At 39.8% G+C, this 15,068-nt stretch carries 12 protein-coding genes; 7 read left to right on the top strand and 5 right to left on the bottom strand.

Going from position 1 to position 15,068, the window contains the following annotated elements:
- Window positions 1-31: 31 nt before the first annotated feature.
- The 3 genes from CD001_RS06835 to acpS form a co-directional block, all read right to left on the bottom strand.
- Window positions 32-1,069 (bottom strand): LolA family protein, encoded by a 1,038-nt coding sequence (locus tag CD001_RS06835; RefSeq protein ID WP_096186803.1) that lies wholly within the window; start codon window positions 1,067-1,069, stop codon window positions 32-34.
- Window positions 1,070-1,118: 49 nt separating this feature from the next.
- On the bottom strand, window positions 1,119-2,657 hold the full coding sequence (locus CD001_RS06830) for an NAD(P)H-hydrate dehydratase (RefSeq protein ID WP_179298640.1): 1,539 nt from the start codon (window positions 2,655-2,657) through the stop codon (window positions 1,119-1,121).
- A 76-nt stretch (window positions 2,658-2,733) separates the two neighbouring features.
- Window positions 2,734-3,102, bottom strand: a complete 369-nt coding sequence (gene acpS, locus CD001_RS06825) for a holo-ACP synthase (protein WP_096186801.1) — start codon at window positions 3,100-3,102, stop codon at window positions 2,734-2,736.
- 305 nt (window positions 3,103-3,407) lie between these two features.
- On the opposite strand from acpS, the gene CD001_RS06820 reads away from it, so the two are divergent.
- Complete coding sequence (locus CD001_RS06820; protein WP_096186800.1) at window positions 3,408-4,157, top strand: rhomboid family intramembrane serine protease; 750 nt, start codon at window positions 3,408-3,410, stop codon at window positions 4,155-4,157.
- Window positions 4,158-4,766: 609 nt separating this feature from the next.
- Here CD001_RS06820 and ltrA read toward each other — a convergent pair.
- Window positions 4,767-6,026 carry a group II intron reverse transcriptase/maturase gene (gene ltrA, locus CD001_RS06810; RefSeq protein WP_096186737.1) on the bottom strand — a complete coding sequence of 420 codons (1,260 nt, stop codon included), beginning with the start codon at window positions 6,024-6,026 and terminating at the stop codon, window positions 4,767-4,769.
- Window positions 6,027-6,618: 592 nt separating this feature from the next.
- Window positions 6,619-7,677, bottom strand: coding sequence for an ABC transporter ATP-binding protein (locus tag CD001_RS06805; RefSeq protein ID WP_096186798.1), 1,059 nt, complete (start codon window positions 7,675-7,677; stop codon window positions 6,619-6,621).
- A gap of 463 nt (window positions 7,678-8,140) precedes the next feature.
- Between CD001_RS06805 and CD001_RS06800 the strand changes: the two genes are divergently transcribed.
- From CD001_RS06800 to mgtE, 6 genes are all read left to right on the top strand, one after another.
- Entirely contained in the window at window positions 8,141-8,284 is a 144-nt protein-coding gene (locus tag CD001_RS06800; RefSeq protein WP_096186797.1) for a cytochrome c oxidase subunit 2A, read from the top strand.
- An 18-nt stretch (window positions 8,285-8,302) separates the two neighbouring features.
- Window positions 8,303-8,776, top strand: a complete 474-nt coding sequence (locus CD001_RS06795; protein WP_096186796.1) for a cytochrome c oxidase subunit II — start codon at window positions 8,303-8,305, stop codon at window positions 8,774-8,776.
- Window positions 8,773-10,476, top strand: a complete 1,704-nt coding sequence (locus tag CD001_RS06790) for a b(o/a)3-type cytochrome-c oxidase subunit 1 (protein ID WP_096186795.1) — start codon at window positions 8,773-8,775, stop codon at window positions 10,474-10,476. Before CD001_RS06795 ends, CD001_RS06790 begins: the two co-directional genes overlap by 4 nt.
- A 308-nt stretch (window positions 10,477-10,784) precedes the next feature.
- Window positions 10,785-12,116 (top strand): cytochrome ubiquinol oxidase subunit I, encoded by a 1,332-nt coding sequence (locus tag CD001_RS06785; protein WP_096186794.1) that lies wholly within the window; start codon window positions 10,785-10,787, stop codon window positions 12,114-12,116.
- A 12-nt stretch (window positions 12,117-12,128) separates the two neighbouring features.
- A complete protein-coding gene (locus tag CD001_RS06780; RefSeq protein WP_096186793.1) occupies window positions 12,129-13,166 on the top strand; it encodes a cytochrome d ubiquinol oxidase subunit II in 1,038 nt (345 codons plus the stop codon).
- Between the two features lie 283 nt (window positions 13,167-13,449).
- Window positions 13,450-14,793 carry a magnesium transporter gene (gene mgtE, locus CD001_RS06775; RefSeq protein WP_096186792.1) on the top strand — a complete coding sequence of 448 codons (1,344 nt, stop codon included), beginning with the start codon at window positions 13,450-13,452 and terminating at the stop codon, window positions 14,791-14,793.
- Window positions 14,794-15,068 lie beyond the last annotated feature (275 nt).

Below are 15,068 nucleotides of genomic sequence, written 5' to 3'. Positions count from 1 at the left end.
TAATATAAGACCATGAGCCTGTTTCTAAAAATCATTTCTCCTCCGTACCGTGTACACTGCTTGCAATTGAAGCAAGTTCTTCTTCACTTAAATGCTTCGATGCGAGGAAGAAATCTGTACCGTTATACGACCATGAAACTGTGAGTGTATCGCCTTCTTTTGTCAAAGCACCGTAAGTAAAGCCAATATCAAACGGTTCACCTCGTACAATCTCTACTGGTGTGCTTGCTTCTACTACACGACTCCGTTGCTGTACTAATGTAAATGGTTGCTCTCCTTCATAACTTAAAACAACCCTTTTTCCATTTTCTGTTTCAACTTCTTCAAATCTTTCTAAATCAGTTCCATCTGGAGAGAACATCGGATAGAAAACAGTAAATGGTTCCTCTTCATCAACTTCCTCTTCTGCGAGAGTTGGAACATCAGCTTCCATATGAGCAGCTGACATATTACGGTCCATGTCAAAGTCGCCTTCGTTAAAGGTTGCATTCATCTCAAAATTTGTAAAATCCACTTCAACGAGCACTTTTAAATCCACATCATATATTTTCGCTGAGGCAGGGGACAAATCTCGTTTATCTAACGTAATTTCTTGTTGATTTAAGTTTTTATTAGAATAGTTTGTGTTTGTTTGAAACACATAATGATCCTCCGTTGCAGAGAACGTTCTTTCTGGGTCCATTAAAATGTCATTAATAAGTGATTCATATAAATAGACTTGGCTATTATTTTCCGGCCAATCACTTTGGAAACGGAAACTCTTATTGAGAGCTGGAGTTAAGACAAAAACCCCTTCTTCATTTCTCAAAATGATTTGACCATGGTCTTTTTCTGCATTATTTAAGGCGACTCGGTAAGATGTAGGATATTTATACCACACTTCAACATCATAGACTTGTGGTTCTTCTCCCGTTTGCAAGGTCATCGTCGCTTCAGCCCTATATCCTGTAAGCCCGTCTAATGTTTTATCGAGATCTTCGATGACATCCTCCTGGCTTTTTTCCCCGCAAGCAACAAGGATCAACATGACTGCAGTGACAAATGCAAGTAAGAAAACTTTTTTGTTCATTTACTCAACCCCTCTGTGTCTTTTCGACGACAAAGGAGGGATATAATTGTCACGTATGGTTACGGTATGAATATAACACCTTTGGCAAATTCGCAATGAGATCTGTTGCGGTTACACTTACAACATCATACTCTTCTATTTGCTTATCTGCTGTAATGCCATGTATATGCACTGCATTACACACCGCCTCTGATACAAATTGGTGCTGAAGAAGAAATCCAATAATCATTCCAGTAAGCATGTCTCCGGTACCGCCTTTAGCTAGTGACGGATTGCCAGTCACATTCACCCACTGATGCCCGTCAGGAGTCGTTACAATCGTATGTGGTCCTTTGAGTACAACATACAATCCATAAGTCGTTGCAAACGTCTTCGAATACTCAAATCGATGCTTATTCACTTGTTTAATAGGGACGTTCATCAATCTAGCCATTTCACCTGAATGCGGTGTGATAATTGTTGGGCCTCCCTGCCTTCCATGTTTCCACTTCGTCAATTCAAGTGAAAGGTGAAACAAGCCATCTGCATCTAATACGAGAGGACCATTAAACTGATCAAAGCTCTCAAATAATTGATAAGATTGACTACGACCTACCCCAGGACCGAATGCGATACCATCATATTTCTCTTTAGTTATATGATTGATCGGAAGCTCTGAAATTTCTCCATTTTTACTTTCTAACGGAAGAAACATTGATTCGGTCAGCTTTTGTGATAAATCTGATTTTACCTCACTTGGTGCTGCTACCGTTACAAGTCCTGCACCTGTCCTTAAACAAGCTAATGTCGTCAAAGCTGGAGCTCCAGTCATTTTAAATGAGCCTCCAATTATGAGCGCTTTACCAGAAGAGCCTTTGTGGGCATCGTTATTTCTTATCGGTAACGTTTCTTTTACTTTTTCAGCAGTGATCACTTGTCGCGATACAGGTATACCATCATAGACCTTTTTCGGAATCCCAATGTCCAGGACAGTTAATTTTCCATAGTACTGTGACATGCCTGGTATAAATGAGCTCACTTTACTCGCGTGAAAAGAGACAGTCTCATCAGCTTCAATCGCAATGAAGGAGTCTTCCCCTTCATATGATGGCAGTCCAGAAGGAATATCTACAGAAATGATTTTTCTGCGCCTAGATTCATTGACTTTCTGAATAATCGTAGCATATGGATCTCGTGCTAATCCATTGATTCCTGTACCGAGCATCGCATCAATAAGAATATCACTGTGATGAAGCTGCTCATAAAATCGTTCTCGGGCATTTTGAAAAACATTCCAGCTATAACTACTTTTTTCATAGATTTCTTTATGGCGAAGCGCAGTACCTCTAATTCGTTCTTCATCAGGGATAACCCAGACGTTTGTTGTTATGTTTGCTTCCTTTAACAAACGCGCAATGACGAATCCATCACCGCCATTATTTCCTGAGCCAATTAATACGATAACTGACGAATGTTTGTGAAGTGACGGTAAAAGATAACGAAAAAAAGCTTGACCTGCATTCTCCATCAACATTTCTTCAGTAAAACCAATTTGCTCCATGGTATAGCGGTCAATTTGGTGCATTTCATCACCTGTAACCACGTACATGTTTTGTTCCCTCCCATCCGCACTAACACTATATGAGGCTGTCCACCAAGATATGCAGACTAGCTTGACAAGCATTTTACGAAAAGCTTTCTAGAACAACTTGTGCTGCTGCATAACTCTTCGTATGAGTAATTGAAAGGTGGATATTTATTTGTTTAAATTCGCCTTTATTTACTTTCATCACGGGTCGTCCTATGCCATTATTGACAACCTCTACATCTTGAAAAGAAAGGTTTTTTCCTATACCGCATCCTAATGCCTTACTTACAGCTTCCTTAGCTGCAAAACGTCCAGCAAGATATTCTATTTTCCGGTTACCAACTAACGATTCATATTTATTCATTTCTGTTTTTGATAAGATTCTCTGAGCAAATTTTTGTTGACGTTTTGCTAAGTTTTCAATTCGGTTCAATTCTATTATGTCAAGGCCTACACCAATAATCATAGTCGGTACCTCCGATTTGATTTCCTTTACTTTTATTCTACACGATGATGGTTATGAATACGTTAATAATATATCTGAATAGGTATCGCGATTCATCCTATGGTAAAATAATGCTTAATAAATATTAAACAAAACTTGGCTTGTTAATTAACCTTAGTTGCTGTTATTCTATCGTCCATAGGCTTTAATCTTATGATAGTATACAGTAAAAATTGCGTTGATCATTTTATTACTTAAAGGTTACGATGCGAGAGCCTTTAGTTTCACACTTAACAATTAAGTAATTTAAATAAAGGAGATCCATTATGTTTATACGAAACGAAAGTTTTCAAAGTTTTATAAGATCTTATCCAGTCGTGACTACGCTAGTTGCTATTCATATTATTTTACATGTTTGGGTTTCCCTTTTTCCTTTTCTTGGCGGTCAGGAAATAAGAAATTTTGGTATTGGTAGTAATATATTAGTTGCTATGGGCGAATATTGGCGACTAGTTACTCCGATTTTTTTACACGGATCAATGATGCATATGCTTTTCAATTCCTTTTCTCTCGTTTTATTCGGTCCTGCATTAGAAAGCATGCTCGGAAAATTCCGGTTTATTGTTGCTTATTTCGTAACAGGCATTTTAGCGAACATTGCTACGTATTTCCTTGGCGATCCCTTTTTGTTCCATTTAGGTGCCTCTGGGGCGATTTTCGGTCTGTTCGGAATTTATTTATACATGGTGATGTATCGAAAAGATCTCATCGATCCAGGAAATTCTCAGCTTATTATGACAATCGTTATTTTAGGTGTCGTGATGACGTTTATGAATCCTAATGTGAATATACTCGCTCATATTTTCGGGTTGATCGCTGGTGCTGCCATCGGTCCGATTATCTTATATAAAGTCACGCGTTACGGACGTTACCGAAAAGCGACAGATCCGAACGATGTCACCTTTGATCCGAACCGTTGGAATAAACAAGCGAAGGCGAAACAAAGAGTAAAGCTTGTCTCTATTGTAATTGGTGTCATCATTTTACTTGCTATCATTCTTTCCTTCATATTGTAGGATAAACCAAAATATAAGTGCCTTGCCTATTCCTTTTCTATGGAAATGCTGCAGCTATAATTATTAAAAACATAACAATAAGTGTCCGCCCGTAAAACGGGCGGTTTTAATTTCGCCCTATAAGGGCACTTTAACACCAGAGTCCCTTAAAGGACCTTATTTAATTTGGTCCGTCAAGAGAAGATTTCGTGACCCTTGACGGTACGAAAAGTAGAAAATGTACCGCCAAGAGAAGTTTTCATGACCCTTGACGGTACGAAAAGCAGAATATGTACCGCCAAGAGAAGTTTTCATGACCCTTGACGGTACGAAAAGCAGAAAATGTACCGTCAAGAGTAGATTTCGTGACCATTGGCGGTACGAAAAGCAATCAAACTGCTTCGACGCATTCACAACCACGAATATACTAGAAGAGGAAGAAGCACAGAATCCCTTCCAACTATTCGTTACTTTTAAAGAAATCTCACGAATACAACTCTTAAAAGTTTATTTTCACACAGGCAGAGCCTGTGGTTTACAAAGAATGTAATTATAATCGAGTAGGAGGGGGTGACTAACCCCCGACCTCTCACACCACCGTGCGTACCGTTCGGTACACGGCGGTTTCATTTAAGTCCAACGTAACGATTGATATCTCAAAAGTAGACTTTTAAGCCCTTGATTATTCCAATATCGGTTATCAAGGGCTCTATCTAATATAGGACTTTTAGCTATACGCCAGTATCCTAGTCTAGAATTAGCCCACTCCCATGCCTGTTGTTCATTGATTCCTTGCTTCCTAAGATTCTTTTGTTTCGTTTTAATCTTCTTCCACTCTTTCCATCGAATCATCCTCAACCTTCTTCGAAGCCAACCATCAATCCTTTTAAAGACTGAGGTAGTTTCGGCTAGTTGATAATAGCCCATCCAACCGATCAGATAGCGGTTGATTTTCTCTATCCTATCCCCCATAGAAATTGACCATTTCCTCGAGGTGAGTTTTCGTATTCTCAGTTTAAAACGTTGAATACTTTGCTTGGATACTCTAATTTTCGGTTGTTTAATGTTGTTGGTGAAAGTGAAGCCTAGGAATGTTCTTCTCCATGGTCGGTCTACTGCACTCTTCTCTTTGTTCACCTTCAGTTTGAGTTTCTTCTCAATAAACGTTGTAATACTTTCCATTATCCGTTCACCTGCTCTTCTAGAGCGGACGTAGATATTACAATCGTCGGCATAGCGTACGAAGGCAAGACCTCTTTCCTCCAGTTCCTTGTCAAGTTCGTCTAGAACAATGTTAGACAGGAGGGGACTAAGCGGTCCTCCTTGCGGAGTCCCTTCAGTATTAGGACTGACAAGGCCTTTCTCCATCACACCAGATTGAAGATACCTACGTATCAACCTAAGTAGTATGGGGTCATCCACTCGATAACTTATTGTTCTCATTAATCTATCATGGTTTACCTTATCGAAGAATTTCTCTAGGTCAATGTCCACGACCCAGCGACAACCCTCTTTAATATACCCCCTAGCTTGTCGAACAGCGTCGTGAGCACGTTTGTCTGGTCGGAACCCAAAACTTTTGGTGGAGAATGTTGGGTCATAAACCTCACTCAGTGTTTGTGCAATAGCCTGTTGTATGAAACGGTCTATCACAGTCGGGATTCCTAATTTCCTCTTACCTCCGCTCGGTTTCGGGATTTCGACTCGGCGAACAGGTTGAGGTTGATAGGTACCACTTTCGAGCTGAGCTCGCAGGGATGCCCAGTGTTCATGAAGATAAGGTCGTAGGTTTTGTACGTTCATCCCATCTACACCGTGACTTCCTTTATTACGCTCCACTCTTTCGAGTGCGCGATTTAAATTTTGCCGTGATAGAACTCGTTCCAACATTCTTATCAATCTCCTACGTGAATTAGATCATCTTCTTGTGTGGTATTACTCTCAGCCCTTCTTATGTCCCCTGTGGGATTCACCACGTCCTCCATTAGGAAGGATTATATGTTTCTGCTTCATTGAGTAATACGTACGCCAAGCGCTAATTCTTCTTAAATGATTCGGCCCTTCCCTTAAATCTCTAGATCATTCAAAGTACTATGGCCTCTGCTGACTCCTGACTGTTCAGCTATTTATCACTAAATAGGTTACCAAGTGAGCTTGGCGTTACAGCCAGGCCTCCCCAGGTAAGAGTGCAATCTTTCCCTCCACCTATCTGCTTCATTTACTCTGTACCACCTTCGGCAGAACGGACTTTGTTTTGTTTAGCAAACTCATCCAGTGATACCTAGCCTCATATGAAGTTCGTGTTCCTCAGACCGGAGGTCTGCCGCTCGCTTCCTTCAGATTCCACGTCACCATGGACACCCTTGCGTTTGGCTAACCACTACTTCTGCCTTCGTGGTTCGGGACTTTCACCCTATAGATTACACCCATGCTGGGCGCACTAAAAAGGAACTGCCCTTTAATAAAGCGGGCAGTTCCTTTTTTATTCAACTAAAGCGACGAGCTCTGGTTTTATATCAAACGAGACGATCGTTCCAACCTCGATATCCTGTTCAATCGGTGCATAAATGAGCATCGGTTCATTAGAAAGCTCTGGTTCATTATGGAGTCTTACATATAGCTCCTGATATTCACCGCCATATGTGACACGTTCAACAGCACCGCAATATTGTCCTCCGTCGACTAGCTTGCAGCCTTCAGGGCGAATCGATAATTTAACAGTGTCTAATTGTTCTTGCCATTGTTCAGGCAAACAAACTTTCCCGATATTCGTATGAATATGTTTTTGATCAAAGTCCATCGTTCCAGTTAACAAATTTGTTTTCCCGACAAATTGAGCGACGAAACAATTCTTTGGACAACGGTACATCTCTCTTGGTGAAGCAATTTGTTGAATGACACCGTCCTTCATGACGACAACTCTGTCAGAAACCGCAAATGCGTCCTTTTGGTCATGTGTAACAATAATAGCAGTCGTATTCGCCTTACGTAAAATGTTCGTCACATCAAAGCGCATCTTTTCACGAAGTCCTGCGTCAAGATTACTAAATGGTTCATCCATTAGCACGACATGAGGTTTAGGAGCTAGTGCACGTGCTAAAGCGACACGCTGTTGTTGACCTCCCGATAACTGAGTAGGGTAACGATTAGCAAAATCCTCGAGACCTACTAACTCTAATACTTCCTTTGCTCGCTTCTTCTTTTCACGAGCTCCCCATTTATTCAATCCAAACATGACATTTTTCATAATTGTCATATGCGGAAACAATGCATAATCTTGAAAGACCATTCCAATGCCTCGTTTTTCAGGTGGCAGAGATTGAGTATCGCTGTATACGACTTTACCATCTATGTGTATAGAGCCTTTACTCGGTTGCTCAAAGCCCGCAACCATACGAAGGGTTGTCGTTTTTCCGCACCCGCTCGGTCCAAGCAGAGTGATGACTTCGCCTTGATGAATATTTAAATTCATGTTAGTCACTGCCGCATCTTGAGAACCAGTAAAATATTTTGTTAAGTTATCAAGTTGTATAAAGCTCATCGCCCTTTACCTCCCAATCGTTCACGGTTGGTCCAATTTATTATTCAGATCAATGTCTGTTTGCTTAGTTAGAATTATTATAAATTAGTTGAGAATGATTTTCATTTCAGATAAAGTATAGCACAACTTTTTTTACACCGTCAACGACGTTTGCCCCTTGTCACAAAATTGTGGAAGCCCTTTCTTTACCAAAGCAAGGACTCAATAACTGAACTGTTCTTTCTACTCAATCAGCGTACGATAATAAGTCCTTCCGTCTAACCATTTTAATCTCATTTCCCTATATGATCTTATCGTTTTTCTAAATCCCAAATTATGTAAACACTACAGCGATAGTAAAAATGTAATATTTTTACAATTATTCACGAATATTTCACATTATCGATCTCATTTTATAGGTCCAATCATCTATGATGATGGTGGGAGTCTTAATTAAGTACATTTACATAAGGAGGGACATTGCATGAGTATCCGAAACGATAGCAACTCACCAAAAAATCGAGGTGAATCTACGCTAAAAGGCACTCTCGTCTTTGTCATGTCTATCGGAACTTTCATTTTAATTTCATGGTTTATCGTATTCTTTTTATTTTTAGGACGCATTTGATAGAGGGGGAATGACTCGATGCACTTACACAAATATGAAAAAATCTGGTTAATATTTGGAATTGGATCATTAATATTCTTTCTTGCCGTACTCGGAGTAGCGGCATTTGCCTTTGGTCATCAGCCACCTAGTCATATGACAACCGTTGATTCACAAAACTTGGATGAGGATCCTGTTTGGTCAAATCCAGGATTGGAGAAAATTGATGAAAATACGTACAGGGCAAGGTTAATTGCCCAAGCATTTGGCTATGATCCCGGTGTAATTGAAGTTCCAGAAGGGGCGACCGTCTATTTTGAAGTAACGAGCAAAGATGTCGTACACAGTTTCACCATTCCAGGTACAAATGTCAACATGATGATTACACCTGGACATGTCAATATGACTTCCCATACTTTTACTGAATCCGGTGAGTATCTCGTATTGTGTAATGAATACTGTGGTACTGGCCACCACTATATGCAGATGACAATTGAGGTGATTCCGCAATGAAGCAGACTAACTTAGCATTAAAAGAAGATTACAGCTATGACATTCAAACGAGTGTCGATCCAAAAGACCGCAAACTCGCTATCGCTCACCTCTCTGTTGCATTTGTCGCTTTTATTATTGGCGTGTTTGGTGGTTTACTTCAAGGTTTAGCTCGTGGAGGCATGATCGAACTCCCTGCTTGGCTTGGTTACTATCAAATTTTAACGGTTCACGGGGTGCTTCTTGCAATTGTATTTACGACTTATTTTATTTTTGGATTTTTCTTTGCAGGAATGAGTAAAACACAAGGAGCTTTTACTGATCGACTTCGAAAATTTGGCTGGACTGGCTTCATCCTTACGACAATTGGAACATTGATGGCTGCAACGATGATTTTACTAAACGAAGCTTCGGTTCTTTATACTTTTTATACACCTCTTCAAGCACATTGGCTGTTTTATAGCGGTTTAGCCACGTTTGTCGTTGGTACTTGGATCGGAGCGGCTGCAATCCTTACCCACTTTTTTAAATGGAAAAAGATAAACAATGGAAAGCCGACACCGCTTTTCGGATTTATGGCTACTGCTACATTACTATTATGGATTGTTTCAGGGCTAGGAGTGGCAACAACCGTTTTAGTTCAGATGATTCCTTGGGCTCTTGGACTAACAGATGGAATCAATGTGTTATTGAGCCGAACGTTGTTTTGGTATTTCGGACATCCACTCGTTTATTTCTGGATTATGCCAGCATACATGGTATGGTATTTGATTATTCCTAAATTAATCGGCGGGAGACTTTTTAGTGCTTCTCTTGCAAAACTCGCATTCGTTCTATTTTTACTTTTTTCCATTCCTGTCGGCTTTCACCATCAATTAATGGAAGCTGGAATTACAGAGTTTTGGAAATACATTCAAACGATCTTAACATTTGTTGTTGTCGTCCCTTCTCTCCTAACAGCGTTCTCCATCTTTGCTACCTTTGAACAAACCGGGAGAGCAAAAGGTGGCAAAGGATTGTTTAGCTGGATGAAGAAGCTTCCGTGGGGAGATGTTCGCTTTTTCGCTCCATTTATGGGGATGCTTGTTTTTATCCCTGCTGGTGCTGGCGGAATTATTAATGCAAGCTTTCAATTAAATTCAGTTATCCATAACACATTATGGGTCGTTGGACATTTTCATTTAACAGTCGGAACGACAGTGTTGCTTACCTTTTTTGGGGCGGCATATTGGTTACTTCCTCACCTTACTGGACGACGTTTCACAAAACATGCAAATCGCTGCGGGATCGTCCAAACGTGGATGTGGACAATCGGAATGTTCTTAATGTCAGGAGCAATGCACCTTCTCGGATTATTCGGAGCTCCGCGGCGGACTGCTTATACGACATATCAGGATCACCCACAAGCGTTAGAATGGTTTGAAGGGATATTCGCAAGTAATATTACCGTCGGGATTGGTGGAGTCATATTGACCGCTGCAGGTGTTTTAATGTTCTACAATTTCATCCATTTAGCATTCCTTGCTCCTAAAGGAGAAACTGAATTTCCGATGACAACAGATCCAGAAGACACTGAAAAAACACCTGCTTTTTTAGAAAACTGGAAACTTTGGATTGGTATTACGATTGTCCTTATCTTGTTCGCTTATACGGTACCCCTCTATGACATGATCGTGAATTCCCCTCCTGGGTCACCTACATTTAACAATTTAATCAAATAAAAAGGAGTCAGTCGCCATCTGCTCGAGGTCATTTCGCACCACTAATTGACGTCATCAAAAGATGGAATAGTAATGCAAGACTAGGACAAAAAACGAGCTAAGTGAAGTTCCGAGGAAGCTCGGTGTCAGTTCGCGGAAGGCATCCACCATAAGTATTCAGTAAGTAAATCAAAATAAATATGAAAAAAGAGGTTGTAACTTTTGAGACATCCTCTTTTTTCTAACCAAATTTGGATAAATAATGAATACTCTTGCGAAAAACATGCAATCTAATCCATAGGACAGCATAAGGAAATGGAGATGTAGACATGGATCAAGTATTACTTTCGCGAATGTTATTCGGTTCTTCCATGGCATTTCATATTATTTTTGCAACATTAGGTGTTGGTGTAACACTGATGATTTTTTTTGCAGAAATCATGAGATGGATTCGTAAAGATGATGATTACGGTGTAATGGCAAAAAGATGGACGAAAGGATTTGCGATTTTACTCGGTGTTGCCATTCCATCTGGAACGATTGTCGGTGTCATGTTGTCATTATTATGGCCTGGTTTTATGGAGATCGTCGGAAAAGTGATTGCAGTACCTTTTCAAATTGAGATTTTCGCTTTCTTTCTTGAAGCTGTGTTTATGTCGATATACGTGTATGCAGCTGATCGATTGTCGAGCTTAATGAGAGTGATTAGTGTCGCATTCGTTGCTATTGGAGCATCCGCTTCTGCATATTTGATTAATATTGCTCACTCATGGATGAACACTCCAAGAGGTTTTCATCTTGAAAACGGTCAAGTAACCGATGTCGATCCTTGGGCTGCAGTCATGAATCCAAGTATGTGGGTGACATCTAAGCATGTACTAGCTACAGCTTATATGACGGGAGCATTTGTCCTTGTCTCAATTGCCGCTTATAAACTTCTACGAAAAAAACGTTCAGAAGAAGAACGGACATACCATAAAAAAGGGTTAATGCTGACACTCGTTATCGCTTTAATCGCAAGCATTTATACAGCAACAAACGGACATGATACAGCAAAAATGCTCCATAATGAAATGCCATTAAAACTTGCCGCAGCAGAAGGGTTATTTGAAACGCAAGATCACGCTCCGTTAGCTATTTTAGGGGTTCCAGATCCAGAAACGGGATCTGTCGTTGGAGGAGTTGAAATCCCAGGTATGTTAAGCTGGCTTGCTACGGGTACAACTGATGGAGTCGTTCAAGGATTAAATGATTTTCCAGAAAACGAGTGGCCTCCTCTATTTGTACACACTCTATTCAACATCATGGTTGGAATTGGTTTTTCATTAATCGGCATCGCAGCGTTTGCCATTGTTTGGTCGGTTTTGTTTAAAAATCGTGATCTTCCCACTTGGTTATTAGTCGCGTTAATCACTACAGGACCTTTATCTATGTTAGGAATCGAAATGGGCTGGATATTTAGTTGTGTCGGCAGACAGCCTTGGACGATTTATGGTGTTCAACTAACAAGTACCGCAGCAACCCAATCAGGAAATGTTGGTATCCTCTTTTTTCTTTTTATTACCCTTTATATCGTTTTACTTTTACTAACTGGCTTAGTTTTAAAGTTTCACTTTTCTAGAAATCCAGTCCAGCAAGATTTGACAGCTTTGAAAGGGTAGGAGTGATTTCTTATGAATGAAACGTATCTCGCAATTTTGATCATTTGGGTTTTCTTGTTTGTATATGCAATTGCTGGCTCAATCGATTTTGGTGCTGGTTTTTGGTCTATGTATTATGATTCGCGAAAGGAATCACAAGCTTCTCAAATTGCAAATCGATATTTATCACCTTCATGGGAAGTAACAAATGTATTTCTTGTCCTATTAGTAATCGCTCTCGTAGGCTTCTTCCCTGGTGCTGCTTTTTATCTCGGGACAGTAATGATTCTACCATTCAGTTTTGTGTTAATTTTGTTAACAATACGAAGTGCCTTTATGGTTTACTCATTTACAGTTAAAAAATATACACGTTCGCTTAAAATTATTTCTGGAATGACAGGTTTGTTCATTCCTGCATTAATGGTTGCTGTCTTACCCATTTCAATTGGGGGGTTCATCTCTACGAGCGGGGAGAGACAGTACATATTATTTAATGAAGTTTTTATGAGTCCTACATTATATACACACATCGGCTTTGGGTTAGCAACTGAACTTTTTTTATCTGCGCTTCTGTTAAGTGATTATGCACGTGAAGCCGACTTAGAAAGTGCCTATGGAGTCTATCGTAAAAAGGCGATCATTTTTGGCCCAGTTACGTTGGCTTTCGCAGTCGCTGCAATACTAACGTTAGTTCCGGAGACATCGTGGATGATCGATACGATGCTTGATATTTGGTATTTATTTGCCCTATCTTTAGTCGCAGCGGTCCTTGGATATAGCACGCTCTGGTGGCCATCAAAAAGGACTTATCCCGGTAGACCGAGAATTGGTGTTCTGTTAATTGTTATCCAATTTGGTCTTGCCAGTTTTGGATACGGACTTTCCCATATGCCTTACATTCTTTATCCCGATTTAACAATTTTTGATGCGTTTACTGACCCTGTTATGTTCCGGTGGCTTTTATATGGATATGCTGGAGGGCTCGCCATCCTAGTACCTGCTTTTATCTTTTTTTGGCGTCTGTTTATGAAAGACAAGCGTTATTTGCAAATTAATACTGAAGAAAAATAATTTATGTTTTTTCACAAATTTGAGTGATACCATATAAAATAGGTGTAGAGGATGTTCAATCGGCCATGGAATATATCTTAACGTATCTCTTCGTTTAGCCGTTTCTTCGTTCCTTAGGAAATGGAAAATATTTTCCCTCTTTCGAGGCGGATTCAGGAAGAATTCCTATGCTGAGTGTGATTAACGCCGTAATTAGCGACTCAAAGATTGTTCTACTTGACTCTATTCGCCCCCCTTTTTGTATACGTACGAATTATGTTTTTGTTAAGAAAGAAGTGGTACCGTGGATAAGAATCAATTAACCGTTTTAATTATTAAATATTTACGTGAAGCAAAAAAAGATGCCTTTCAAGTATTACTTGAAGAATTGCACCCATATGATATCGCTGAACTTTATCGGGCTTTACCTGAAAAGCACCATTTCAAATTTTTAACGTTTCTTACTTCAAAACAAATTGCCGATCTTATGATGGAATTGGATTCGGATATGCAAAAAGAAGTTTTGCATAAATTAGGGATCGAAAAGTCATCAAAAATCATGGACATTATGGACAATGATGACTTAGCCGATTTATTAAGTGAGATTTCAGAAGAAAAGCTGAAAGAATATTTGTCAGCGATGAAGCACGAAGAGTCAACAACCGTCCAGCAATTAATGAGTTACCCTTCGGAAACAGCTGGGGGGATCATGACGAATGAGTTTGTCTGGATCCGTGACTATTATACAGTCCGTGAAGCAGTTGATAAATTTAAAAGCTTTGCCGAATTGACAAGAAATATTTATTACTTATATGTCATTGATGAAAATAAAAAGCTTGTTGGTGTTGTCTCATATCGTGACCTTCTTTTAGCAGATATGAATGAAAAAATTCGCGATATTATGTTTAACCGTGTTATTTCCGTCCCGATTGAAACCGATCAGGAAGAAGTCGCTCAACTCATCCAGCGATATGATTTTTTAGCTGTCCCTGTAGTCGATGAAAGCGATGTGTTAAAAGGGATTGTAACAGTTGACGATATTATCGATGTTTTTGTTGAAGAAGCAAATGAAGATATTGAAAAAATTTCAGCAGCTGGTAAAGCAATCGATTTTCATACGAAAGCAACGGTTGCTTCATATCGCCGGTTACCTTGGCTCATTCTTCTTTTGTTTATCGGACTTATTTCCGGAAGTATTCTCGGACAATTTGAAGAAACACTCGAATCAGTCGTTGCACTTATTTTCTTCATGCCAATGATCGCAGGGATGACAGGAAACACTGGAACACAGTCGTTAGCTGTTGTTGTCCGCGGTCTCGTCACAAATGATCTTGATCGTAAAACGTTATTTAAATTGATATGGCGTGAATTAAATGTTGGGATTATTATCGGAATTACGTGCGGGATTCTCATTTTTATTATCGGTATGATTTGGCAAGGGATGATGCTCGGTATCGTAGTAGGTGTTTCTTTATTTGCAACACTCATTATCGGAACGATGGCCGGAACTATTATTCCACTGCTCCTTTATCGATTCGGAGTCGACCCCGCAGTCGCATCCGGTCCGTTAATTACAACGTTGAACGATATCTTTTCGTTATTGATCTATTTTGGAATTGCGACAACGATGCTTCATTACCTTATTTAACTTTTCGTTTGTTATAAGGCCGTCTTCAACAGGGGATGGCCTTTTTTATTTGTCCATGAAGTATGAGTGGTAAAGATATACAATTTTTGAAACCTCCTCACCTTTCCCCACCCTTATTAAAATAACTATCCTCCCGTAAACTAAAAGAATTTTGAGGACATCCCTTTTCATAATCAATTCGAAATCGCTATAGGCGGACGCTTTCACTCCAAAGCACAAGTGCGACATCTTCTACTCGTGCTGCACTTCGTTTGCATTCGTAGTGTCTTCTTTGC

This window comes from Evansella halocellulosilytica, from assembly GCF_002335745.1.
Taxonomy (GTDB): domain Bacteria; phylum Bacillota; class Bacilli; order Bacillales; family Salisediminibacteriaceae; genus Bacillus_CA; species Bacillus_CA halocellulosilytica.
This window is presented reverse-complemented; position numbering and strand designations above follow the sequence as displayed.

What these genes read in the sequence shown, in the direction of transcription:
- CD001_RS06780 (WP_096186793.1), top strand. Translation starts at nt 12,129, where the DNA reads ATGAATGAAACGTATCTCGCAATTTTGATCATTTGGGTTTTCTTGTTT.
- CD001_RS06800 (WP_096186797.1), top strand. Translation starts at nt 8,141, where the DNA reads ATGAGTATCCGAAACGATAGCAACTCACCAAAAAATCGAGGTGAATCT.
- CD001_RS06820 (WP_096186800.1), top strand. Translation starts at nt 3,408, where the DNA reads ATGTTTATACGAAACGAAAGTTTTCAAAGTTTTATAAGATCTTATCCA.
- CD001_RS06835 (WP_096186803.1), bottom strand. Translation starts at nt 1,069, where the DNA reads ATGAACAAAAAAGTTTTCTTACTTGCATTTGTCACTGCAGTCATGTTG.
- CD001_RS06785 (WP_096186794.1), top strand. Translation starts at nt 10,785, where the DNA reads ATGGATCAAGTATTACTTTCGCGAATGTTATTCGGTTCTTCCATGGCA.
- CD001_RS06830 (WP_179298640.1), bottom strand. Translation starts at nt 2,657, where the DNA reads ATGTACGTGGTTACAGGTGATGAAATGCACCAAATTGACCGCTATACC.
- ltrA (WP_096186737.1), bottom strand. Translation starts at nt 6,026, where the DNA reads ATGTTGGAACGAGTTCTATCACGGCAAAATTTAAATCGCGCACTCGAA.
- CD001_RS06790 (WP_096186795.1), top strand. Translation starts at nt 8,773, where the DNA reads ATGAAGCAGACTAACTTAGCATTAAAAGAAGATTACAGCTATGACATT.
- CD001_RS06795 (WP_096186796.1), top strand. Translation starts at nt 8,303, where the DNA reads ATGCACTTACACAAATATGAAAAAATCTGGTTAATATTTGGAATTGGA.
- acpS (WP_096186801.1), bottom strand. Translation starts at nt 3,102, where the DNA reads ATGATTATTGGTGTAGGCCTTGACATAATAGAATTGAACCGAATTGAA.
- CD001_RS06805 (WP_096186798.1), bottom strand. Translation starts at nt 7,677, where the DNA reads ATGAGCTTTATACAACTTGATAACTTAACAAAATATTTTACTGGTTCT.